The organism is Serratia sp. CY83965, from assembly GCF_052166375.1.
GTDB lineage: Bacteria > Pseudomonadota > Gammaproteobacteria > Enterobacterales > Enterobacteriaceae > Serratia > Serratia marcescens.
In genome coordinates this window covers 1,031,125-1,054,420 of the sequence record NZ_JBJNOV010000001.1, presented here as the reverse complement: position 1 = coordinate 1,054,420, position 23,296 = coordinate 1,031,125, and the positions used below count along the sequence as shown (strand labels likewise).

Below are 23,296 nucleotides of genomic sequence, written 5' to 3'. Positions count from 1 at the left end.
CATTTCCTCAGGCTCAGCGGGCTGGGCCTTCTTCTTCCGGTGCCGGAATGTGCATCGTGGTCTGCAGCAAGCCTTTCGACTTATTGAAGATCTTGACGCCATTTTCGCGGCCTGCACGGCGCGCGCGCTGCTCTTCGCGCGGCAGCTTCAGCTCTTCGCGGCAAATCTCGCTGCAGCATCCTTCAAACTTGGCGGCGCAGCTCGGGCACTGAATGAACAGCAGATGGCAGCCGTCGTTCTTGCAGTTGGTATGGGTATCGCACGGCGCGCCGCACTGGTGGCAGTTGGCGATCACATCGTCAGAGATGCGCTCGCCCATGCGCTCATCGAACACGAAGTTTTTGCCGATAAACTTCAGCGGCAACCCCTGTTCTTTCGCTTTGCGGGTGTACTCGATAATCCCGCCTTCCACGTGGTAGATGTTTTTAAAGCCGTTGTGCAGCATATAGGCGCTGGCTTTTTCACAGCGAATGCCGCCGGTGCAGTACATGACGATATTCTTGTCTTTGCTGTCCTGCAGCATCTCCACCGCCATCGGCAGCTGATCGCGGAAGGTATCCGACGGCACCTCGATGGCATTTTCGAAGTGGCCGACTTCGTACTCATAGTGGTTGCGCATATCGACAAATACCGTATTCGGATCGTCGATCATCTGATTGACGCGCTCGGCCTGCAGATACTCGCCGACGTTGCTCGGATCGAAGCTCTCGTCATCGATGCCGTCGGCCACGATGCGCTCACGCACCTTGAGGCGCAGCACCCAGAAGGATTTGCCGTCGTCTTCCAGCGCGATATTCAGGCGGACCTGATCCAACGCCGGGTGCGAGGCGAACAGCGCGGCTTTGAACGCGTCGAAGTGATGCTGCGGCACGCTGATCTGCGCGTTGATGCCCTCTTTCGCCACGTAGATGCGGCCGAACACCTTCAGTTTTTCGAACTGAATGTACAGGCTGTCGCGAAACGCCTTGGGATCGTCGATGGAGAAGTATTTGTAAAAAGAAACTGTGGTGCGCGGCTCGGTTTCCGCCAGCATGCGCGCCTTCAGTTCCTCATTAGAAATTCGGTTATGTAACACTGGCATGGTGTACTTTCCTGTCTTTCGGGAGGTGACTGATTACCGCGCGCAGCCAGCAGGCCCGCGCGCGGCGCACATCATACCCGAAAAACCGCCGCCGCGCAGCCCTGGCGCAAGCGCCCCGTTCAGCGTCCGCCGCCTTCGGTAAACGCGGAAGCCACCATACCGAGCGCCATCATCACGCCGGCAAGCGCCAATATCGCGTTCATCTGCAAATGTACGCCGACGCTGCCGACCGCCGCGCCCAACACCAGCAGCCCCGCACTGATCCATGGTGCCAACATATTTACCCTCTGAATAATTACCGACAATAATATCGCCATTATCTTTGGCAGGAAAGATTGTGGAAAAATTCGGCATTCGATGCATATTTAACGCCCCAAAAGGGATTTTAATGCGTTGTGTTTTCCCGGATCGCCAGAAAAATGCCACAATAGTCGCAAACAAACGGCAGAAACGAACCTTGCCGCCGAGTTCACCCGGCTGCCAGACCGTGCGATGACGCTGTCATTACACTTAAACAACCGTATTCAAACAGAGAACCCATGACTCAAGTTCCTACTTTCAATCGCTCCTTATTGCACCCGCGCTACTGGCTGACCTGGGTCGGCATCGGCTTGCTGTATCTGCTGGTGTTGCTGCCTTACCCCGTCATCTACTGGCTCGGCACCTCGATTGGGCGATTTTCCATGCGCTTTCTCAAGCGGCGCGTCGCTATCGCCCAGCGCAACCTCGAGCTCTGTTTTCCCGACATGCCGCAGGCCGAACGCGATGCGCTGGTGGTAAAGAATTTCGAATCGGTCGGCATGGGGCTGTTTGAAACCGGCATGGCGTGGTTCTGGCCCAACTGGCGCATCGAGCGCTGGTTCAAGGTCAGCGGCCTGGAGCATATCCAAAAAGCGCGCGACAACCAGCAGGGCGTGCTGCTGATTGGCCTGCACTTTTTGACGCTGGAGCTGGGCGCCCGCATCTTCGGCATTCACAACCCGGGCATCGGCGTTTACCGCCCGCACGACAACAAGCTGATGGACTGGCTGCAAACCTGGGGGCGCATGCGTTCCAACAAGTCGATGCTGGATCGCAAGGACGTCAAAGGCATGATCCGCGCCCTGAAACAGGGCGATATCATCTGGTATGCGCCGGATCACGACTACGGCCCGCGCAGCAGCGTTTTCGTGCCGCTGTTCGCAGTGGACAAAGCCGCCACCACCACCGGCAGCTATGTGCTGGTGCGAATGGGTAAACCGGCGATCATTCCGTTCACCCCGCGCCGCCTGCCGGACGGCAAAGGGTATGAGCTGATCATGCAGCCGGCGGTGGAAAACTTCCCGCTGGATAATGAACTCGACGCCGCCGCCTTCATGAACAAAGTGGTGGAAAAAGAGATCCTGATGGCGCCGGATCAATACATGTGGCTGCATCGCCGCTTCAAGACCCGCCCGGAAGGCGAACCTTCGCTTTACTGATAAAACCAACCCGCCGCCGGCGGGTTTTTTATTGCGTGCCTCTTGAGAATCGCCGGCGAGGGTGGGATGGTAATGCCTTTGCCGCCACCCCCTGGAGCCGCTATGTACATTGTCAGCCTGACCTACCATCGCCCGATCGCCGACGTCGACAGCCACCTTGACGGGCACATCGCCTGGCTTAAGAAATATTTTCAGGACGGCACCTTCGTCGCTTCCGGCCGCAAGAATCCCCGCACCGGCGGCGTGATCCTGGCCAAAGGCATTGAGCGTGCGCAACTGGACGCCATCCTGGCCGAAGATCCGTTCAACGCCGTGGCCCACTACGAGGTCACCGACTTTAGCGCCACCACCACCGCTGCCGGTTTCGAGGCGCTGGCCGGCTTATAAAACGCTGTAAATTCCGCGCGCCAAGCGCGGAATAAGGTTTAAACGTCATTTTTAAAACTTTATTTCATTTTTCGCCCAATCTTTGTCCCCTCATTTGCCGTCGCCGCGCTTGCGGCGCATACTTACCAGGCTAACTTTTCACGTTTTGCCCCTTCATCTTTGCCACCGGCAAAACGCGTCACCTTTCGGCAATGGACATTTATGGCTTCGGCAGCAGAACCCGTTAACTGGAAACGCAACCTTTTCGTCGCCTGGCTGGGATGCTTTCTCACCGGCGCCGCCTTCAGCCTGGTGATGCCGTTTCTGCCGCTGTACGTAGAGACGCTGGGCGTAACCGGCCATCAGGCGCTCAACATGTGGTCCGGTCTGCTGTTCAGCATTACCTTCCTGTTTTCCGCTATCGCCGCGCCGTTCTGGGGCGCCCTGGCCGACCGACGCGGCCGCAAACTGATGCTGCTGCGTTCGGCGCTCGGTATGGCGATCGTCATGGCGCTGATGGGCATGGCGCAAACGGTCTGGCAGTTTCTCGCGCTGCGTGCGGTGCTGGGGCTGCTCGGCGGGTTCATTCCCAACGCCAACGCGCTGATCGCCACCCAGGTGCCGCGCAACCGCAGCGGCTGGGCGCTCGGCACCCTGTCTACCGGCGGCGTCGGCGGCGCGCTGGTCGGCCCGCTGATCGGGGGGCTGCTGGCCGATTTATACGGCCTGCGCCCGGTGTTTTATATCACCGCCGCGGTGCTGTTCGTCTGCTTCGTGCTGACGTTGCTGTATGTCAAAGAACAATTCACCCCGGTGCAAAAGCGCGACATGTTGCATGCAAAACAGGTGTTCGCTTCGCTGAAAAACCCGAAGCTGGTGCTCAGCCTGTTCGTCACCACCATGATCATCCAGATCGCCACCGGCTCGATCGCGCCGATCCTGACGCTGTATGTGCGCGATTTGGCCGGCGCCACCCACAATCTGGCGTTTATCAGCGGGCTTATCGCCTCGGTGCCCGGCGTCGCGGCGTTGATGAGCGCCCCACGGCTGGGCAAGCTGGGCGATCGCATCGGCCCGGAACGCATACTGGTATTCATGCTGATCGTCTCGGTGCTATTGCTGATCCCGATGGCGTTCGTGCAAACGCCGTGGCAGCTCGGGGTGCTGCGTTTTCTGCTGGGGGCGGCCGACGGCGCGTTGCTGCCGGCGGTACAGACGTTGTTAATTTATAACTGCACCAATCAGGTGGCCGGCCGTATTTTCAGCTATAACCAGTCGTTCCGCGACGTCGGCAACGTCAGCGGTCCGCTGCTCGGCGCCGCAGTCTCCGCCGGTTACGGTTTTCGCGCGGTCTTCGCCGTCACCGCTTTAGTGGTGCTGTTCAACGCGGGGTATTCCTGGTGGTGTCTGCGGCGGCGGCCGGGCTATTTGCGGGAAGACACGCTGCAGGAAGAACAATAGCTGCATTTATCGCCAGCTTCCTCCGTTGGCCGGATCAACGGCGCATTTCCCCCACTTTTAATAATGCCTCCTTCGGGCCGGCGAATTTTCGTCCCACCCAGAACTTTCTTATCTCAACATTTTGTTTATCAACAAAAAAATAACTTTCAGCACATAAAACCCGCTGTCAATCATATTCCTGTCATAACCAACAGAAAAACCAGAAAAGGAGATGCTTGTCGACTTTTCGTCTAAAAAATGGGATACAGGTACTAGACAAAACCAACGACCAGTTATCAAATGGTTAAATAATATCACGCCAGATGTGAAACATCGGCCAAGTGAAGAAAAGGTCAGCACGCTTTCCACGGTTTATCAGCGTTGCAGCCGCGGTGTTTGTCGGGTAATCCGCATTGGGCGGATCGCCTTCATTAAATACACATACATACCACAGTACGGGCTGCAGCCTTGCAGCGCCTTTTATTGGGAAATCGTTATGCAATCCTCTGTCAATAAGTCAGAAAGCCGGACCTTCTTCGGCCATCCCTATCCGCTGGGTTCTCTGTTCTTCACCGAAATGTGGGAGCGTTTCTCGTTCTACGGCATCCGTCCGCTGCTGATCCTGTTTATGGCCGCCACCGTGTACGATGGCGGTCTGGGTCTCGCGCGCGAGAACGCGTCGGCGATCGTCGGCATCTTCGCCGGTAGCATGTACCTGGCGGCACTGCCGGGCGGCTGGTTGGCGGACAACTGGCTCGGCCAACGCAAGGCCGTCTGGTACGGTTCGATCCTGATCGCGCTCGGCCACCTGTCGATCGCCCTGTCCGCGGTGATGGGCACCAACCTGTTCTTCATCGGCCTGATGTTCATCGTGCTCGGTTCCGGCCTGTTCAAAACCTGTATCTCGGTGATGGTCGGTACGCTGTACAAAAAAGGCGATGCGCGTCGTGACGGCGGTTTCTCGCTGTTCTACATGGGCATCAACATCGGCTCGTTCATTGCCCCGCTGATCTCCGGCTGGTTGATCAAGTCACACGGCTGGCACTGGGGCTTCGGCATCGGCGGTATCGGGATGCTGGTGGCGCTGGTGATCTTCCGGGTATTCGCCGTACCGGCGATGAAACGTTATGACCACGAAGTGGGCCTGGACTCCACCTGGAACAGCCCGGTCGCGAAGAAAGAAGGCGTCGGCGTCTGGTTGCTGGCGCTGGCGGCCATCCTGGTGGCGGTCATCGTGCTGATCGCTCAGGGCACCATCGTCATCAATCCGGTCGAGGTGGCCAGCGTGCTGGTATACGTCATCGCCGCGTCGGTCACCCTGTACTTCATCTATCTGTTCGCCTTTGCCGGCCTGAGCCGCAAAGAGCGTGCGCGCCTGCTGGTGTGCTTCATCCTGCTGATCTCCGCTGCGTTCTTCTGGTCGGCGTTTGAACAGAAACCGACCTCGTTCAACCTGTTCGCCAACGATTACACCAATCGCATGATCGGCGACTTCGAGATCCCGGCGGTGTGGTTCCAGTCGATCAACGCCCTGTTCATCATCCTGCTGGCGCCAGTGTTCAGCTGGGCCTGGCCTGCGCTGGCACGCAATAACGTGCGTCCGAGCAGCATCACCAAGTTCGTGATCGGTATCCTGTGCGCCGCCGGCGGTTTCGGCCTGATGATGTTGGCCGCGCAGAATGTGCTGAGCAACGGCGGCGCCGGCGTATCGCCGATGTGGCTGGTGGGCAGTATCCTGATGCTGACGCTGGGTGAGCTGTGCCTGAGCCCGATCGGGCTGGCCACCATGACGCTGCTGGCGCCGGAGAGAATGCGCGGCCAAATGATGGGGCTGTGGTTCTGCGCCAGTGCGCTGGGCAACCTGGCGGCCGGTCTGATCGGCGGCCACGTCAAGGCCGACCAACTGGATATGCTGCCGAATCTGTTCGCTCGCTGTTCAGTCGCGTTGCTGATCTGCGCCGCCGTGCTTATCGTGCTGATCGTGCCGATTCGCCGCATGCTGGAAAATACCCAGTCCAAGAGCGCGCAAAAACCGGCGACCAACGTCTGACGGATAACCCGTTTTTCTCTCGCAAACCGGCGCTCGATGCGCCGGTTTTTTTATGCTTGCCAGGCCTGATGTTGTAAGACCACCCGGTAGCCGTCAGGATCTTCAAAGGTTTGCCCCGCGCGATCCCAATAGGGATTATAGGCGGCGACCGCCAAGAACCCCGCCGCCCGCATCCGCTCACACGCGGCCCGCCATTCGTTCTCATCCGGCAGATAAAATACCAGCAGATGATCCTGCGTCGGCGCCTGCCCGACCCGTACCCCGCGGTGCTGCGTGAACTCCAGATGGTAGGCATGCTGCGGATGCCCAATCATCATGCCATCGAACCCCTGATGATCGACAAACTCGCCCAGTTTTTCGAAACCCAGCCCGCGGCAATACAACGCGGCAATTTCCTGCAACCGATCGGTGGGGCGCCCGATGCGCAACACCGCTTTGGCTATCGACATGTACGCCTCCGTCTCATGATAATGTCATACAGCGCCATGCCCGCCAGCATCGCCAGCAGGAACGGCCATACCCGGCCTATCGCCACCCCGGCCAACACCCAGGCCGGGCCGGGGCAAATGCCTGCGATACCCCAGCCGATGCCGAACAGCGCGCTGCCGGCCAGCAAACGGCGATCCACACGCCCGGCGGCCGGGATCTGCAGCGGCTCGCCCAACAGGCTCCGCTCGCGTCGCCGCGCCCACAGGAAGGCCGGCGCTGCCACCGCGATCGCCCCTGCCATCACCAACGCCAGCGAGGGATCCCACATGCCGGTAACGTCGAGAAACGCCAACACCTTGGCCGGATTGGCCATGCCGGCGATAATTAACCCCAGACCGAAAATCACGCCGCTCAGCAGCGCCAACAGCGTTTTAAGCATTTTCAACCTCCCAACGTGTGGCGCATCAGCCACACGGTCATAAAGCCCAGCAGCATAAACACCGCCGTGGCGGCCAGTGAACGCGGCGCCAACCGCGCGACGCCGCACACACCGTGCCCGCTGGTGCAACCGCTGCCCAATCGAGTGCCCAAGCCCACCAACAGCCCTGCGGCCGCCAGCCAGCCGTTGCCAACCGAGATCTCACCGGGCGGCAACGCCGCAGCGGCAGCATACAGCCAGGGAGAGAGCAGCAACCCGCCAATAAATGCGGCGCGCCAGCCCCCCTCCCGGCCGCCCGCGCTCAATAAACCGCCGGTAATGCCGCTGATACCGGCGATCCGGCCATTGAACAGCAGCAGCAGCGCTACCGCGCCGCCGATAATGGCCCCGCCCGCCAACGCGGAATACGGCGTGAAGTGCTGCCAGTCAATGGTCATCGCGGTTCTCCGGCTGTGGGCAATACAGTTGATACAGGGTCGTGAGCAGCGCCAGCACTTTGGCATCGGCCACCGCATAGTAAATCTGCTTGCCGGCTCGCCGGGTGGAGACCAACCCCTCCTCGCGCAGCACGCCAAGCTGTTGGGACAGCGTCGGCTGGCGGATATCCAGCGCCTGCGCCAGCTCGCTCACCGCCATCTCGCCCTGACTGAGCCTGCACAGTAACAGCAGCCGATCTTCGTTGCCCAAGGTACGCAGCATCGCACCGGCCTGCGCCGCCGCCTTGCGCATCGCATCAATATCCATTGCCTCTCCATCAGTTTATAAAATTATATAATATAATTTTATAAACCATTTTACCGTGCCGCGCCACAGACTGGTGTGAAACAACGCCGCATGGCATGCTGTCTTCCCCCTTTTGCCGCGCGGAGCCTGCTTACGATGCTGTTGTTTCACGACGTTCTGCCGCCCGATCGGCCTGTACGGCCATTAGCCAGAGATTATCGCCACGGCGACAGCGAGCCGGACCACTACCATAACTGCGCGCAGCTGATTCACAGCCTGAGCGGCGTGGTGCAGGTCACGACCCGGCTCGGCAGTTGGGTGGTGCCGCCCGGCCGCGGCGTCTGGGTGCCGGCGAAAGTGGTGCACAGCCTGCGTATCACCGGCCAGGTGGCCGCCAGGACGTTGTTCGTCGATCCGTTGGCGCGCGCCGATCTGCCGGCCCAATGCCAGGTAGTGCAGGTTTCCCCGCTGCTGCGCGAGTTGATTATCTGTGCGATGGAAATTGCGCCCGGCTATCCAAGCGGCGGGCGCGATGAGCGCGTGATGGAACTGATTCTGGATGAGTTGCGAATGCTGCCGATTCTGCCGCTGCACCTGCCGGAACCTCGCGAAGCCTCGCTGCTCGCCCTGTGCCGCCATATCCAGGCCACGCTGGCGCAACCCTGGACGCTGGAACAGGCTGCCGCTCATCTCAGCGTCAGCGGACGCACTCTGTCGCGGCGCTTCCAGCGAGAAACCGGGCTGCATTTTAGCGATTGGGTGCGACGCGCCCGTTTGCTGGCGGCATTAAACGCGCTGGCGACCGGCCGCTCGGTGTTGGAAGTGGCGCTGGATCTCGGCTATGACAGCCCCAGCGCGTTCAGCGCCATGTTCCGCCGGCTGCTGGGAGTAGCGCCCAGCGACTATTTCAGCCGGACTGCGCCGACGTTGGCGCCAGATAGCGCCCGGCGACGTTGAACAGCGCCTGCAGCGAGGCGCTGGCGGAGTCGGCGTCGATGCCAACGCCGTAAGTCGCCTCACCTTGCGGCAGCGTACAGCGAATATAGGCCACCGCTCGGCTATCGCTCTGATGTCCCAACGTATGCTCGTGATAATCCTCGATCGCCAGCGACAAGCCGAAGCGCTGACGCAGCGCATCCACCGCGCTGGAAAGCAGACCGTTGCCGGCCCCCTGCAGGCGCAGTGGCTCTCCCTCGCAGGCAACTCGCGCGTTGAAGCTGTAGGCCTCTACCCCATGGCTTTCCGTTTGGTAGCTTAACAGCTGCAAACGCGGCTGCTCCACCAGCCCGTAAGTATCGCGGAATAAACGCCACAGCTGCGCGCCGCTCATTTCTTTGCCGCTGCCGTCGGTCGCGCGCTGCACCACTTGGCTGAAATCAATCTGCAAACCGCGCGGCAACGCCAACCCATGATTCTGTTCCAACAACCAGGCGGCGCCGCTTTTGCCGGACTGGCTGTTGACCCGGATCACCGCTTCATAGCTGCAACCGACATCGGCGGGATCGAGCGGCAGGTATGGCACCTGCCAGCGGTCATCTTGCCGCTGCCGTTGCGCGGCGAAACCTTTCTTGATCGCATCCTGATGCGAACCGGAAAAGGCGGTAAACACCAACTCGCCGGCATAAGGATGGCGAGGATGCACCGGCAGCTGATTGCACTGCTCCACCACCTCCACCACCTGCTTCAGGCGGCTGAAGTCCAGACCCGGCGCCACGCCCTGGGTATAGAGATTCAACGCCAGCGTGACCAGATCGACGTTGCCGGTGCGCTCTCCGTTGCCGAACAGGCAGCCTTCGACCCGATCGGCGCCGGCCAGCAAGGCCAGCTCCGCACAGGCCACGCCGGTGCCGCGATCGTTATGCGGATGCACGCTGATCGCCACATCGGCGCGACGGCTGAAGTGCCGGCAAAACCATTCGATCTGATCGGCATACACGTTGGGCGTGCTCACTTCCACCGTCGCCGGCAGGTTGATGATCATCGGCCGCTGCGGCCCCGGCTGCCAAACCTCCGCCACCGCTTCGCAGATCTCCAGCGCGAACTCTAACTCAGTAAAACAGAAGGTTTCCGGCGAATACTCGAAGCACCAGGCGGTATCGGGCTGTGCCTCGCACTGCCGGCGGATGCGCCGCGCGCCGTTCACCGCCAGCGCCACGGTGGCGGCCTTATCCTGGCGGAACACGATATCGCGAAACATCGGCGCCGTGGCGTTATACAGATGCACGATAGCCCGCGGCGCCCCCTGCAGCGCCTCGAAGGTGCGATCGATCAGATCGTCGCGCGACTGCGTCAGCACCTGGATCGTGACGTCGTCCGGGATCAGCCGCTCGTCGATCAGCGCGCGTACAAAGTCGAAATCCGTTTGCGACGCCGAAGGGAAAGCCACCTCGATCTCCTTGAAACCGCACTGCAACAACAATTGATAGAATTCGCGCTTGCGCGCGTTATCCATCGGCTCCGCCAGCGCCTGGTTGCCGTCGCGCAGATCGCTGGAGCACCAGCGCGGCGCCTGCCTCAGCGTACGCGCAGGCCATTGGCGGTCCGGCAACGCCACCGGCGGGAACGGTCGGTATTTGCTTGAAGGGTCGATTAACATGGGCTTCTCCTGACGCCAGAGTGAACGATGCGTCATTATTTCCCGCCATCGCCTCCTCTTCTCCCGCTTTGAGGACAACCATCGTCGCAAAGCGGACAACAAAAAAATTTGCATCCTGCGCCAGTGAGACAACAATTAGTTTTGACGTTTCCCCCACCGCACCGGCAGTGCGCCGGACGCTTTACTCTCATTGTCAACGGAGGCGAACATGAGCCTGTATGCAACCCTGGAAGAAGCCATCGAGGCCGCACGCGAAGAGTTTATCGACACCGCCGAAGGCGGCAGCGGTGACGAGCCGCCGGTGCCCCAGCAGTTCAATCTGCAAAAGTACGTGATGCAGGATGGCGACACGATGTGGCAGGCGGAGTTCTTCGAAGAAGAAGGAGAGGCGGTGGAATGCCTGACGCTGCGCAGCGGTGCGGCGGCGCAGGCGATCTTCGACGGTGACTACGACGAGGTGGAAATTACCGCCGAGTGGATAGATGAAAACACCCTGTACGAATGGGAAGAAGGCGACTTTCAGCTCGAACCGCCGCTGGATACCGAAGAAGGCCAGGCCGCAGCCGATGAGTGGGATGAACGTTAACCCGCGCCGCGCTTTCATCGCCAAGGAGGCCGCATGATTATTCGCCGGGCCCGCCCTACCGACTACCCCGCCATTTTGCAGCTACAGGGGGAAAACGTGCCGGAAGCGCTCGACGAGAGCCAAAAACGGCAGGGATTTATCGTATCGCGCATGAATGAGGCGCAGCTGGCGACGATCAACCGCGGCATCGGCATATGGGTGGCCGAACAGGAGAACCAACTGGCGGGGTTTGTTTGCCTGATGCCCGCCGACGCGCAACCGCGGCCGCCGGTGGTGGATGCGATGCTGGCGACGCTCGCCACGCAGTCCTTCGCCGGACGGCCGCTGAGTGAGCAGCGGGTGTTTCTCTACGGCCCCGTTTGCCTCGCCGCCGCCTGGCGCGGCAAAGGCGTGCTGAAGCGCCTCTACGCCGCGGTCAAAGCGCACACCCGCGATGATTACGACGTGGGCGCGTTGTTTATCGACGACGACAATCCGCATTCGTTGGCCGCTCACGTGCAAGGGCTGGGGATGACGGCGCTGGCGCCTTTCCATTGCGGGCAGAAAGGCTATCAGCTGGTGGTGTTCGCCACCCGCTGAACGAAATTACTCGTAGGGGCCATGCTGCGCATCAAACGGCAGCATAAAGGTGTCCACCACCATCGACAGCGGCACGTCTATCACCGTGACATAGCGCCAGGGCGTATCGCGCAGATCCCACTGCACGCCGGGATAATACTGGTGACCATGCCCGGCGCCGGGCACGGTGCGGCTGATAATGCTGCCGCAGCCGGTGAGTGCCATCACACCGGCCGCCACGCAGGCCAGCCGAAGGTAGGAAGAGAGCTTCACGACATTGACTCTGAGCAAGGGGTTGTTTCGCGAGTGAACAACGCATCGGCCGCAGTCTATCACAGTTCCCGTTCTCCACCGGCGTCGGCGCACGTAAGCAAAAGGTAAAAAAAACGGGGAATGCGCCATGCGCATTCCCCATCTGAGCGTTGCCGTTAAGCGATTAACGCCGGCCCGTAGGGTGCGCCAGCGGGTTGTGCGGCAACTGCTGATAGTGCTCACGCCAGGCGGCGCCTTCCGGCAACAGCCAGACGCGCTGATGCAAACGAGCCAGCGTGACCGGATCGCTCAGCAGCTCCAGACGTTTGCCCTTCACCAGCTTCTCAGGTCCCAACTGCAGCGCTTCGTTCACCCGCTCCTCACGGTTGCGATCGAGCGTCGCGCGCAGATGGTGACGCGCCGTCGCCAACGCCGTCGCCAGCGCGTTGAAGGATGGGTTGACCACCGCATGCATAAAGCCGTTGGTCAGCGCGCGGTTACGGTTGAGATGCAGATATTCTTCCGTCGCCAGCAGCTCACGCGGCGGATTGTACTCTTCCGGGATCAGGAACAGCTTGGCGCGTTTGCTTTTCATGCCCAGCGTTGCGCGGCTCGACAGCACCGACACGAACGGCGACAGGATCAACGAAAACACGATCGGCGCCAACCACCACAGGAAGCGCAGATCCAGCCACGCCATGCCGCCGGCCCACACCAGGCCCAGCAACATCTGCGAGCCATGGCGGCGGAACGCTTCGCCCCACGGCGTATCGTCATCGTCACGCTGCGGCGAATTCCACACCACTTCCCAACCGAGGAAGGCGCTCACCACGAATACGGTATGGAACAGCATGCGCACCGGCGCCAGCAGCACCGAGAACAGCATTTCCATCAGCATCGAAATGAACAGACGGAACGCCCCGCCGTACTCTTTCGCGCCCTTGGCCCAGATCAGCACAATACTGAGCAACTTCGGCAGGAACAGCAGCACCAGCGTGGTGGAGAACAGCGCTATCGCCAGCTCGGGCCGCCACTGCGGCCAGACCGGGAACAGCTGCCGTGGCTGCAGGAAGTATTGCGGCTCCATCAGCGTATGCACCACCTGCAATGCGGTGGAGAGCGCCAGGAACATAAACCACAGTGGCGCCGACAGGTAGGACATGACACCGGTCAGGAACACCGCGCGGTGCACCGGGTGCATGCCTTTCACCAGGAACAGGCGGAAGTTCATCAGGTTGCCGTGACACCAGCGACGGTCGCGCTTCAGCTCGTCCAGCAGGTTTGGCGGCAGCTCTTCATAACTGCCCGGCAGATCGTAAGCGATCCACACGCCCCAGCCGGCGCGGCGCATCAGCGCCGCTTCAACGAAGTCGTGCGACAGGATAGACCCGGCGAAAGAGCCCTCGCCCGGCAGCGGCGCCAGCGCACAGTGCTCGATAAACGGCTTCACGCGGATGATAGCGTTGTGCCCCCAGTAGTGCGACTCGCCCAGCTGCCAGAAATGCAGGCCGGCGGTGAACAACGGCCCGTAAACGCGGGTGGCGAACTGCTGCACGCGCGCATACAGGGTATCCATACCGGACGCCTTCGGCGCCGACTGGATGATGCCGGCGTTCGGGTTGGCTTCCATCAGACGCACCAGCCCGGTGAGGCATTCGCCGCTCATCACGCTGTCGGCATCCAGGATCACCATGTAGCTGTACTCACCGCCCCAGCGACGGCAGAAGTCGTCGATGTTGCCGCTCTTGCGTTTTACGCGGCGACGGCGGCGGCGATAGAAAATGCGGCCGTGGCCATCGACATCGCGGCACAGCTCCATCCACGCCTTTTGCTCGGCCACGCAGATGTCCGGATCGTAGCTGTCGCTCAGCACGTAGATATCGAAGTGTTCCAACTGACCGGTCGCGGCGACGGACTCATAGGTCGCACGCAGGCCGGCGAACACGCGTTCGACGTCTTCGTTGCAGATCGGCATGATCAGCGCAGTGCGGTGCGCCGGGTTGATCGGCTCATCGCCCTTGATGGTGGAGGAAATGCTGTATTTGTCCTTGCCGATCAGCAGCTGCAGGAAGCCCATCAGCGCGGTCCAAAAACCGGCCGAGACCCAGCAGAACAGCACGGCGAACAGGATCAGAATGCCGGTTTGCAGCACATACGGCAGCAGCTGCAGCACCGACTGCATCAGATCCTGATCCAGCATGGCGATAGGATCGATCAGCGCCCAGCCCTGATAAGGCAAGATGGTTTTCATATACCAGGTAGCGATGCCGGTTTGCACCAGCATCAGCACCAGCAGCACATAGCGGCGCATGGAGCCGACGGTACGCCAGCGGTTTTCAGCCTCGGCCTCCTCTTTGGTGGCGTGCCGATTGTGCGGCGAACGCCCCAGCAGAGAATCCCAGAAGCGCGCCACCGGGTTGGTGCGCCAGGCTTCCGGGAACATGGTGGTCCGTTTGATCGGCGGCGTCGCCTTCAGAATGGCGCGCCCTTCGGCGTCGGTGTCGAAGTCGTCATCGCTGACCGCATCCGGCCAGGCGTTTTCAATACGCGGTTTGACCGAGGCCAACGCCACGTCATCCGCCGACAGGCTATTGACGTTGGCGTCAGCGGCGCCCATCTGCCGATGGAGCGCCTCCAGTGCCTGAGCGTCATCCGCCGTTTGAGGGTTGAGCGCCTCCGACCGCTCGGCGGTCAGAGGCAGCGCCGCAAGATAATCCTGGGCGGGTTGAGTAGGCTTATTCATTGGCAGGTAGCTGATAGCTCCAGGTTTCCGACAGAGTCTTATCGCCATTGACCAGTGCCGCACGCATTTCTACCGGCTTCTTGTCGTCTTTCACTTTCAGACGCACCGTCAGGCGCCAGCCTTTGGTCACTGGGTTATAGCGGACGTTGTTTTCTACCATCTCACCGTTGTCGCCGATGCTGATCTGAGAGGCGACCGGAGTATTGGCATCCAGCCCTTTCAGCACCGGGCCAACGAAGTCGACCAGGAAGGCCACGCTGCCGTCTGGCTCGCGAATCAGGTTGGACTGCTTCACGTCGCCGGTCGAGCGCATGGTACGAGCCACATAGGCGATATCTTGCGAATGCAGTTTGTCTTCATCGCGGGTGAAGTTCAAACGGTAGCTCAGCGTCAGCGGCTTTTTGGCCTCCGGCAAGGTATCCGGCGTCCAGAACGCGACGATGTTGTCGTTGGTTTCATCCGCCGTCGGGATCTCCACCAGCTCGACCTTGCCTTTGCCCCAGTCGCCCTTCGGTTCGATCCAGGCGCTCGGACGCAGATCGTAACGATCGTCCAGATCTTCATATTCTTTGAAGTTGCGACCGCGCTGCAGCAGACCGAAGCCTTTCGGATTCTCGACGGTATAGGTGCTGACGGACAGGTGTTTAGGATTGTTCAGCGGACGCCAGATCCACTCGCCGTTGCCGGCATGGATAGACAGACCGTTGGAATCGTGCAACGCCGGGCGGTAGTTCAGCGTCGGCGACGGCTGGTTCGGCCCGAACAGGTACATGCTGGTCAACGGCGCCAAGCCCAGTTTGCCCACCTTGTCGCGCAGGAACACTTTGGACTCGACGTCCACGGTGGTGTCGCGGCCCGGGATCACCGTAAAACGGTAAGCGCCGGTGGCGCGCGGGGAATCCAGCAGCGCATAGATCACCAGGTGCTTGTCGCCCTGCTTCGGACGTTCAACCCAGAATTCGCGGAAACGCGGGAACTCTTCGCCGGACGGCAAAGCGGTATCGATAGCCAGGCCGCGAGCGGAAAGCCCGTAAACCTGCCCTTTACCCACCACGCGGAAATAGCTCGCGCCCAGCAGGCTCATGATCTCATCGTTTTTGTCGGCGCTGTTGATCGGGTAGAGCACCTTGAAGCCGGCAAAACCGAGATTTTTCACCGATTCAGGGTCGTGTTTGACCGAACCGAAGTTGAAGTAATCCGGGCTGTACTTGATCTGTTTTACGCTGGTGGAGGTGACTTCGTTGATTTTCACCGGCGTGTCGAAGTACATCCCCTGATGATAAAACTCAAGCTTGAAAGGGGTTTTCAGCTTGCTCCAATAGGCTTTATCGTGATTGAACTGAATCTGCTGATAGTCTGCGAACTTCATCTCGCGGAACTGAGAAGGAAGGTTGCTCTTCGGGGCTTCGAAACCTTTCGCCGCCAGATCCTGCGCCTGCTTGGCGACATCATCAATAGAAAAGGCCCAAGCCGGCGAACTGAACAGCGTGAACAATACGGTCGCACCTAACCAACGAACGCTCGCGGCGCGTGGTTGTCCGGATAATATATTAACTAGCACATCCCCCCCTATTCGTGTGCTCAAATCATTTAAATCCATATTAATGGATTACTCAGCTTTCCGACAACATGATAAATGGATGGTTCATGTTTACGGCTCATTGTTTAAGCAGCTGATGGAACACCAGCGTAGCAAGCCGCGCAACAAGACGCTATGGAAAAATGCGGGGGGCTATAGTAGGGTTCCGGATAACAATTTAACGTTTGACGACTTATTAAGCGTGTTAATGAACTCTCGATTAAATCACCAGCGGTAATCTATGACTAAAGGCAGCAAACAGCGCGAGTTTTTCCTCGACTCCATCAGAGCCTATTTGATGTTGCTCGGCATTCCGTTTCACCTCTCCCTGATTTATTCCAGCCACGCCTGGGCGGTGAACAGCGCGTCGCCCTCCTTCTCGCTCACGGTGCTGAACGACTTTATCCACGCCTTCCGCATGCAGGTGTTCTTCGTGATATCCGGCTACTTCTCCTACATGCTTTATGAGCGCTACGAGCGCCACCAGTGGCTGAAGGTCAGGCTGGAGCGGGTGGCGATCCCGCTGTTGAGCTCCATCCCGCTGATCACGGTGCCGCAGTTTTTCATGCTGAAATATTTCACCGATAAATTAAACGGCTGGGATGAATTTTCTCTCTATCAGAAAATAAATGTAACAGTTTGGGAATTGGTTTCTCATCTGTGGTTCTTATTGACGCTGTCATTGTTAACCTGCGCCTGTTTTTATCTGTTCCGTAAAATCAAGCGTCAACCCCGTGAACATATTCCAACTTTAATAAACAGAATGCGCGGATTAGGAAACATCTCACTGTATTTCTTTATTTATGCGGTATGCTATTCGGCCGCGCACCGTATTATTTTAATTTTCGCCCCGCAGCTATTATCCAACGGCCTGTTCAATTTCGTGGTGATGGAGACGATGTTCTACCTGCCGTTCTTCCTCCTCGGCGCCTATGCGTTTAAGTACGTGTGGCTTAAGGAGATTTTTCTGCGCCGCTCGCCGCTGGCGCTGCTCGGTTCGCTGCTGCTGTTTATCGCATATATGCTGAACCAAAAGATGTTGGCGCACAGCAGCTATATGTTCGAGCTAGAAGTGGTGATCAAAACCCTAATGGGGATCCTGATGACCAACGTAGTGTTCTCTTTCGGGCATAACCTGCTGAATTATCACTCGCCGCGCATCACCTATCTGGTCAACGCCTCGCTGTTTATATATCTGGTGCACCATCCGTTGACCCTGATATATGGCGCTTTCGTGACGCCGTATATCGGCAACAACCTGTTGGGATTCTTGCTGGGCCTGCTGTTTGTGTTCTCTCTGGCCTTCGCGCTATATGAACTGCACAAGCGCATTCCGGTGCTGCGCTTCCTGTTCTCCGGCAAGCCGCAATAGGCTTCCCACCCCATTTCTGGGTGATGATTTATCATCCAGAAATTAACCTCACCAATGATAAAGCGCCTCACTACCTCGGCGCAGCGATAGCTGCCCTGAGCATTTTCCTAATATTAATCCTAATCCCCGGGATACATTGCAAAACGGCAACTGCCTGTTACGCTCATTATTCATACTTATAAATCAGTTGCGTTACTTTCTGGGCTAGGTACACATATGAGAGAAGCATGGGTCGATTATGCCAAGGGAATCGGCATCATTCTCGTGGTTTTTGGCCACGTCAATCGGGGTCTATACAGCGCGGGCATTCAGCTTTCCGGTTCATCCTATCTACTGACAGACAGCATCCTCTACAGTTTTCATATGCCACTGTTTTTCTTCCTTTCCGGCCTGTTTTTTACGCAGTCCTTGGATAAAAAGGGAAAAACACGCTTTGTGATCAGCAAGATAGACACCATCGTTTATCCCTATGTCATCTGGTCGCTGCTGCAAGGCATGGTGGAAGTGCTGTTGTCGCGCTATACCAATAACCCTGCCAGCCTGGGCGATATCCTGTCGCTGTTTTCGCATCCGCGCGCGCAGTTTTGGTTCCTGTATGCCTTGTTCATGGTCTTTATTTTGGCCACCTTGCTGTATAGAAAAGAAACATACCGCTATCTCCTGCCGGTATTGATCGTTATCAGCGCGGGGCTGTATGTCTACCAAGACAGCCTCACCAAAGCCTTCCATTTTGATTACATTACCCGATTCTTGATCTTCTTCCTGCTGGGCGTTTTTGCCATTCGCTACGCTTCGCTCATCGCCCATCTGGGTTTCGGTTCGCTGCTGGCCTCCCTGATCGCGTTTATCGCGTTGCAGTGGGGATTCCACGGCTATTCAGGCTTGCTGTATACCGATACCGGAAGTTTCTCCCTATTACTGGCGATTGAAGCCATCTTCTTGATCGTCAACCTGTCGGTTCTGTTGGCCAAAACAAATCTTTCCTGGCTGCGCCGACTCGGCGAATTGAGCATGGTCATCTATTTGATGCATATCCTCGCGGCCAGCGGCTTACGCATCGTACTGACCAAGTTTATGCATATCAGCCATTGGCCAACACAAGCGATCGCCGGCACGCTGTTCGGGCTAATCGCCCCTGTTGTCGCCTATGCGCTGATACAACGCCTGCATCTTACTTTTCTGTTGGAGCGTCCTCGTTTCAATAGCCGTCTGCGAAAAGAAAAAATCTCCTGAAGGTGGTTCAACCGCCTTCACGTTTTCTCCCCGTCGCTATACTTGATGGCGCAACCTATCGGTTGCGTCATCTCTCTCTTGCCATGCAGAGCACACATTGCTCAGCCTGGCGTCGCCCGTTAGGGCAAAGTGATACGGCTGCATAGATAACCTAACCGTTATAACTGCAATGCATAAGTAGAAATCCGGATCCCTGCCTTACGGTAGTGATTGGGCTCAACACCCCCGAAGGGCTGCGCGATCGTTTAATTTATTCGATGGCGTTAGCTGCATCTCCCTTCCGTCACGACAGAGAGGATTTTGAATGACCGATAAGACCCCCCCGGCTCAAGAAGCCATAGCGGAAAACGCCACCCTGCTGAAGATCCTCGGCAGGTTGCTGTCCGCGCTGGACGCTTCGATCAGCGGCAAAGAACGCAGCGTTTTGGTCGCTGAGCTTTCCAACTTCAATCTCGACGGTATTTCTGAGGCGGAAAGCAAGCTGGCCACCGAACTGATCAAACGGGCGCTGGAATCGCTCGATCATTAATCCTACCGCGCCTGCAAACCATTAAGCCTGCCTGCGCGGGCTTAATGGTTTTTCCTCCGCCGAATGGGACATTATTGTCGAAACAGAAACACAGCAGCCTGATAATGTTAGATAAAAGGCAGAATTTCCCCTCTTCTCCTCACTTTCGTAGTTCAAACGTGCCAACAGGCAATAATTGATCGGTTGTTTTCACAATCAGCCTTGGCGTTTTACCCACTAAACACGTTATCATCGGCACACGCGCAGTGCCCCCCCTATTCCCAGCCTCAGGAGAGCAATATTTTGGATGCCAGCACCATTAACAGTTTGTTCGTCATCGGTGCCGTGCTGGTGGGGGCAAGCATTCTGCTCAGCTCATTTTCTTCCCGGCTCGGCATTCCGATCCTGGTGATCTTCCTGGCGATCGGCATGCTGGCCGGCGTCGATGGCCCCGGCGGCATCGTCTTCAGCAATTACCCGGTCGCTTATCTGGTCAGCAACCTCGCGTTGGCAGTGATCCTGCTCGACGGCGGCATGCGTACCCGGGTCAGCTCTTTCCGCGTCGCCCTGTGGCCGGCACTCTCTCTCGCCACCGTCGGTGTAGTGATCACCGCCGGTCTGACCGGCATGGCCGCCGCCTGGCTGTTCAATCTCGATCTGCTGCAGGGGCTGCTGATCGGCGCCATCATCGGTTCCACCGACGCCGCCGCGGTCTTCTCCCTTTTGGGGGGCAAAGGTTTGAACGAACGCGTCAGCGCCACGCTGGAGATCGAATCCGGCAGCAACGATCCGATGGCGGTGTTTCTCACCATCACGCTGATTGCGATGATCGCCGCCGGGGAAACCGCACTGAGTTGGACCTTCCCGCTGCATCTGATGCAGCAGTTCGGCATGGGCATCGTCTTCGGTCTGGGCGGCGGCTGGCTGCTGCTGACGCTGATCAACCACATCAAACTGGCGGACGGCCTCTATCCGCTGCTGGCGGTAAGCGGCGGTATTCTTATTTTCGCACTGACCACCGCGCTGGACGGCAGTGGCATTCTGGCGGTGTATTTGTGCGGCCTGCTGCTGGGCAACCGGCCGATCCGCAACCGTCACGGCATCGTACAAACCTTCGATGGCCTGGCCTGGCTCAGCCAGATCGGCATGTTCCTGGTGCTCGGGCTGCTGCTCAACCCGCACGAGCTGCTGCCGATCGCCATCCCTGCTCTGCTGCTGTCGCTGTGGATGATCCTGTTCGCCCGCCCGCTGTCGGTGTTTATCGGCCTGCTGCCGTTCCGCAGCTTTACCCTGCGCGAGCGCGGCTTTATTTCCTGGGTCGGCCTGCGCGGCGCGGTGCCGGTGATTCTGGCAGTGTTCCCGATGATGGCCGGGCTGCCCAACGCCCAGCTGTTCTTCAACGTGGCGTTCTTCGTGGTGCTGGTCTCCCTGCTGCTGCAGGGCACCACACTGTCGTTCGCCGCTAAAAAAGCCAAGGTGATCGTGCCGCCGGCGCTGACGCCGATCTCCCGCGTTGGGCTGGATGTACACCCGGAAAACCAGTGGGAACAGTTCGTGTATCAGCTTTCGGCGGAAAACTGGTGCGTCGGCGCGGCGCTGCGTGAGCTGAAAATGCCGCCCAATACCCGCATCGCCGCCCTGTTCCGCGGCAAAGAGCTGCTGCATCCTAGCGGCAGTACCCGGCTGCGGGAGAACGATATTCTGTGCGTCATCGGCCATGAGCACGATCTGCCGATCCTCGGCAAGCTGTTCAGCCAGGCGCCGGCCGTGACGCTCGACGAACGCTTCTTCGGCGACTTTATCCTGCAATCCGACGCCCGTTTAAGCGACATCTCGCAGGTTTATGGCCTCAATCTGCAAGACGACGTCGACGAGCAGCAGACGCTGGGGCAGTTCGTCATTCAGCTGATCGGCGGTGAACCGGTGATCGGCGACCAGGTGGAATGGGACGGCCTGACCTGGACCATAGCCGAAATGGACGGCAATCAAGTTAGTAAGATAGGCGTCCGAATCGTAACCGACTGACGCTACCGCGGGCGGCGTTACCCGATGAGGGAACTTCTGGCCTTAAGAACGTTCTTAATCACTATCATGATGCATGAAATAGAGCGTCGCTGAATGATATCCCTTTGATATAAAAACTAACAGCGGCGTCCACAGGGATTAAGGATGTGAACGGCAAGACTCGATTTCTTTCGGTGATGATGCTCATGGCGCTGGGCGTAGCGGCAGCCGATCTCAGCATCGCCGGTTTGGTCCATAGACTTTTAATTGGATAATTTCAACGTGACGCAGCAGGAACAAGAAAAAGACATTCTGGGGAAAATACTGGTGACGGTGTCCGCGCTTTGCCTGATTCTGGTGGCGGCGTTCCTGATCTGGGGATTCGTGCTGGATTGATAATACCCAGCGACGCTCAGACATAAAAAAAACCGCCGCGGCGGTTTTTTTTATGGGGCAGGCGATCAGATCTTGCAACCTTCGCAGTCCGCTTCGTCTTCGAGGAACTCGGGGACCTCTTTTACCTTCTGCGCCGCTTTTTCTTCGGCTTTCGCCAGTTCGGCATCGATATCAAAATCGAAAATATCATCACTCATCGCTTGGTCCTCATTCTGCTTCGCGTTCAAACGCTGAGTATAATCGACAAGCCGCCGGCCGGAAACCTTTCAGTTTGCCGCCGCCAACTGAGGTGTCTCATCCTGCGGCTTTTTTCCGTAGGCCATGTCGTACACGTCGTAGAAGTCGATTTCGCCCTTGTTGCCGATGATCACGCGCATCTTCTGTTTCAGCGCGGCGCCGATAGATGGCTCATCCAGCAGCTGCTGCACCGCATAAGGCGACAGCGCGCGGGTGAAGTACCACTCGCCGTTGTAGCAAACTCGCAGATCCAGCACCCCGATGTCCTCGAAGCGGTACACCGGCCGGATCTCGATCAGCAGCATGGCGAACATGAACAGCACGAAAGCGGTGAAGCCCAGGAAGGCATATATCCCCATGTACGGCACCTGATACATCACGGCGATCACCGCGAAATAACCGGCGAACATGGCAAGGCACAGATAGCGGTGAGTGCGGGCGAATTCGCTGTTGAAGCGCGGCTTGCCGTCCCGCCCTTCACGCCGATTGATCTGTTCAATCTCTTTAACCAAGATGCTTTTAATCGCGTCCATCGTTACAACCTTATGCTGGAAACAGCATTGCCATCAAATCTCACCGCTAAAAGTAACACAAGTACAGTTTCGCCGGGTAGATCAGTTAGCCAACTTAATGGCGGCAACTGTTATAGTTCGGCTTCAGCGCGGCTGGGCGGCCTTGCCCTGTGCAAACATGAACATACGCTGGGCCACATCGTCGGCCTGTTTGATCTTCTGCTTTTGCGGTTCGTTGCTGCGTTGAATGGCGCGGGCGTAAGCGATTTCATGAGCCTGATCGATCATCGCGATGATCCGGTCACGTTCGGTCTTCTCCATATTGCCCAACATGGTGGTGATAATCGCCTGATAAGCGTTGGACGCGGCGCTCAGCGCTTTCTCTCTCGCCTCGAGGGCGGCGACGCGTTGCAAGAGTTCCTGCAGTTGCTCGGAGTGAGACATATCGACCTCCTGTTGCCGGGCAGCAAGCCTGCCTGATTACAGTTTAGCAAAGGATCGAAAGAGAAAGAGGAAGGAAAGCCAGCGGTTACGGTAAAGCACACCCGAAAATCCCAACGAGGAGCCGATAGTGCAAATCAACCCGGGTGCGCTTTACGATAAGCGCGGTGAGATGAAGGAAAGAAAGCTGGCGCGCTATGCAGGACTCGAACCCGCGTCTATCAATTTTCAAGCCAAAACAAGCCATTATAAAACCAATCACTCTGCCAACTGAGTTAATAGCGCATTCCT

General features: G+C 58.3%; 25 protein-coding genes and 1 tRNA gene. 12 read left to right on the top strand and 14 right to left on the bottom strand.

Going from position 1 to position 23,296, the window contains the following annotated elements; all coding sequences use genetic code 11:
- Positions 1-13: 13 nt before the first annotated feature.
- Both trhO and ACJ8PL_RS05225 read right to left on the bottom strand, forming a co-directional pair.
- A complete protein-coding gene (trhO, locus tag ACJ8PL_RS05230; RefSeq protein ID WP_016928209.1) occupies positions 14-1,081 on the bottom strand; it encodes an oxygen-dependent tRNA uridine(34) hydroxylase TrhO in 1,068 nt (355 codons plus the stop codon).
- A 119-nt stretch (positions 1,082-1,200) separates the two neighbouring features.
- The gene (locus ACJ8PL_RS05225) at positions 1,201-1,359 is read right to left on the bottom strand and encodes a histidine kinase (RefSeq protein ID WP_261105402.1); all 159 of its coding nucleotides are present in this window, start codon (positions 1,357-1,359) and stop codon (positions 1,201-1,203) included.
- Between the two features lie 261 nt (positions 1,360-1,620).
- On the opposite strand from ACJ8PL_RS05225, the gene ACJ8PL_RS05220 reads away from it, so the two are divergent.
- From ACJ8PL_RS05220 to ACJ8PL_RS05205, 4 genes are all read left to right on the top strand, one after another.
- Entirely contained in the window at positions 1,621-2,541 is a 921-nt protein-coding gene (locus ACJ8PL_RS05220; RefSeq protein WP_015377426.1) for a Kdo(2)-lipid IV(A) acyltransferase, read from the top strand.
- Positions 2,542-2,643: 102 nt separating this feature from the next.
- On the top strand, positions 2,644-2,928 hold the full coding sequence (locus ACJ8PL_RS05215; RefSeq protein ID WP_016928212.1) for a YciI family protein: 285 nt from the start codon (positions 2,644-2,646) through the stop codon (positions 2,926-2,928).
- 201 nt (positions 2,929-3,129) lie between these two features.
- Positions 3,130-4,368 (top strand): multidrug efflux MFS transporter MdtG, encoded by a 1,239-nt coding sequence (gene mdtG / locus ACJ8PL_RS05210; protein ID WP_049300566.1) that lies wholly within the window; start codon positions 3,130-3,132, stop codon positions 4,366-4,368.
- Positions 4,369-4,843: 475 nt separating this feature from the next.
- A complete protein-coding gene (locus ACJ8PL_RS05205; RefSeq protein WP_097102367.1) occupies positions 4,844-6,397 on the top strand; it encodes a peptide MFS transporter in 1,554 nt (517 codons plus the stop codon).
- A 50-nt stretch (positions 6,398-6,447) separates the two neighbouring features.
- Here ACJ8PL_RS05205 and ACJ8PL_RS05200 read toward each other — a convergent pair whose 3' ends face one another.
- Genes ACJ8PL_RS05200 through ACJ8PL_RS05185 form a run of 4 tightly spaced genes read right to left on the bottom strand, consistent with a single transcriptional unit; the run spans position 6,448 to position 8,009 of the window.
- Positions 6,448-6,846: a VOC family protein gene (locus ACJ8PL_RS05200; protein WP_016928215.1), complete on the bottom strand. Its 399-nt coding sequence runs from the start codon at positions 6,844-6,846 to the stop codon at positions 6,448-6,450.
- Positions 6,837-7,265, bottom strand: coding sequence for a DUF6691 family protein (locus ACJ8PL_RS05195; RefSeq protein WP_079451369.1), 429 nt, complete (start codon positions 7,263-7,265; stop codon positions 6,837-6,839). The genes ACJ8PL_RS05200 and ACJ8PL_RS05195 overlap by 10 nt, the downstream gene beginning before the upstream one ends.
- A gap of 2 nt (positions 7,266-7,267) precedes the next feature.
- On the bottom strand, positions 7,268-7,702 hold the full coding sequence (locus ACJ8PL_RS05190) for a YeeE/YedE family protein (protein WP_261459527.1): 435 nt from the start codon (positions 7,700-7,702) through the stop codon (positions 7,268-7,270).
- Complete coding sequence (locus tag ACJ8PL_RS05185; RefSeq protein WP_197788407.1) at positions 7,692-8,009, bottom strand: ArsR/SmtB family transcription factor; 318 nt, start codon at positions 8,007-8,009, stop codon at positions 7,692-7,694. The genes ACJ8PL_RS05190 and ACJ8PL_RS05185 overlap by 11 nt, the downstream gene beginning before the upstream one ends.
- 135 nt (positions 8,010-8,144) lie before the next feature.
- Here ACJ8PL_RS05185 and ACJ8PL_RS05180 point away from each other — a divergent pair, with 135 nt between their 5' ends.
- Complete coding sequence (locus tag ACJ8PL_RS05180; protein WP_016928219.1) at positions 8,145-8,945, top strand: AraC family transcriptional regulator; 801 nt, start codon at positions 8,145-8,147, stop codon at positions 8,943-8,945.
- Here the strand turns inward: ACJ8PL_RS05180 and leuA are convergent.
- Positions 8,896-10,584: a 2-isopropylmalate synthase gene (gene leuA / locus ACJ8PL_RS05175; RefSeq protein ID WP_197754706.1), complete on the bottom strand. Its 1,689-nt coding sequence runs from the start codon at positions 10,582-10,584 to the stop codon at positions 8,896-8,898. The genes ACJ8PL_RS05180 and leuA overlap by 50 nt on opposite strands.
- Before the next feature lie 208 nt (positions 10,585-10,792).
- Between leuA and ACJ8PL_RS05170 the strand changes: the two genes are divergently transcribed.
- A complete protein-coding gene (locus ACJ8PL_RS05170; protein ID WP_004927872.1) occupies positions 10,793-11,170 on the top strand; it encodes a MysB family protein in 378 nt (125 codons plus the stop codon).
- A 33-nt stretch (positions 11,171-11,203) separates the two neighbouring features.
- On the top strand, positions 11,204-11,749 hold the full coding sequence (locus ACJ8PL_RS05165) for a GNAT family N-acetyltransferase (protein WP_079451372.1): 546 nt from the start codon (positions 11,204-11,206) through the stop codon (positions 11,747-11,749).
- Between the two features lie 6 nt (positions 11,750-11,755).
- Here ACJ8PL_RS05165 and ACJ8PL_RS05160 read toward each other — a convergent pair whose 3' ends face one another.
- From ACJ8PL_RS05160 to mdoG, 3 genes are all read right to left on the bottom strand, one after another.
- A complete protein-coding gene (locus ACJ8PL_RS05160) occupies positions 11,756-12,001 on the bottom strand; it encodes a YceK/YidQ family lipoprotein (RefSeq protein WP_015377417.1) in 246 nt (81 codons plus the stop codon).
- Between the two features lie 163 nt (positions 12,002-12,164).
- The gene (mdoH, locus tag ACJ8PL_RS05155) at positions 12,165-14,723 is read right to left on the bottom strand and encodes a glucans biosynthesis glucosyltransferase MdoH (RefSeq protein WP_016928223.1); all 2,559 of its coding nucleotides are present in this window, start codon (positions 14,721-14,723) and stop codon (positions 12,165-12,167) included.
- Complete coding sequence (gene mdoG, locus ACJ8PL_RS05150; RefSeq protein WP_025302384.1) at positions 14,716-16,284, bottom strand: glucans biosynthesis protein MdoG; 1,569 nt, start codon at positions 16,282-16,284, stop codon at positions 14,716-14,718. Before mdoG ends, mdoH begins: the two co-directional genes overlap by 8 nt.
- A gap of 259 nt (positions 16,285-16,543) precedes the next feature.
- Between mdoG and mdoC the strand changes: the two genes are divergently transcribed.
- From mdoC to ACJ8PL_RS05125, 5 genes are all read left to right on the top strand, one after another.
- Complete coding sequence (mdoC, locus tag ACJ8PL_RS05145; protein ID WP_016928225.1) at positions 16,544-17,674, top strand: glucans biosynthesis protein MdoC; 1,131 nt, start codon at positions 16,544-16,546, stop codon at positions 17,672-17,674.
- Between the two features lie 216 nt (positions 17,675-17,890).
- Positions 17,891-18,907 (top strand): acyltransferase family protein, encoded by a 1,017-nt coding sequence (locus ACJ8PL_RS05140; protein ID WP_442530881.1) that lies wholly within the window; start codon positions 17,891-17,893, stop codon positions 18,905-18,907.
- 304 nt (positions 18,908-19,211) lie between these two features.
- The gene (locus ACJ8PL_RS05135) at positions 19,212-19,436 is read left to right on the top strand and encodes a hypothetical protein (RefSeq protein WP_016928227.1); all 225 of its coding nucleotides are present in this window, start codon (positions 19,212-19,214) and stop codon (positions 19,434-19,436) included.
- Positions 19,437-19,718: 282 nt separating this feature from the next.
- On the top strand, positions 19,719-21,440 hold the full coding sequence (locus tag ACJ8PL_RS05130) for a potassium/proton antiporter (RefSeq protein ID WP_015377414.1): 1,722 nt from the start codon (positions 19,719-19,721) through the stop codon (positions 21,438-21,440).
- 246 nt (positions 21,441-21,686) lie between these two features.
- Positions 21,687-21,815: a hypothetical protein gene (locus ACJ8PL_RS05125; RefSeq protein WP_016928228.1), complete on the top strand. Its 129-nt coding sequence runs from the start codon at positions 21,687-21,689 to the stop codon at positions 21,813-21,815.
- Between the two features lie 65 nt (positions 21,816-21,880).
- On the opposite strand, the gene ACJ8PL_RS05120 is transcribed toward ACJ8PL_RS05125, so the two are convergent.
- The 4 genes from ACJ8PL_RS05120 to ACJ8PL_RS05105 form a co-directional block, all read right to left on the bottom strand.
- Positions 21,881-22,012 (bottom strand): hypothetical protein, encoded by a 132-nt coding sequence (locus ACJ8PL_RS05120; protein WP_015377413.1) that lies wholly within the window; start codon positions 22,010-22,012, stop codon positions 21,881-21,883.
- Positions 22,013-22,081: 69 nt separating this feature from the next.
- Positions 22,082-22,585 (bottom strand): YlaC family protein, encoded by a 504-nt coding sequence (locus tag ACJ8PL_RS05115; protein WP_016928229.1) that lies wholly within the window; start codon positions 22,583-22,585, stop codon positions 22,082-22,084.
- Between the two features lie 123 nt (positions 22,586-22,708).
- On the bottom strand, positions 22,709-23,008 hold the full coding sequence (locus ACJ8PL_RS05110; RefSeq protein ID WP_016928230.1) for a sigma-S stabilization anti-adapter protein IraP: 300 nt from the start codon (positions 23,006-23,008) through the stop codon (positions 22,709-22,711).
- Positions 23,009-23,193: 185 nt separating this feature from the next.
- Positions 23,194-23,290, bottom strand: a tRNA-OTHER gene (locus tag ACJ8PL_RS05105).
- Between the last annotated feature and the right edge of the window lie 6 nt (positions 23,291-23,296).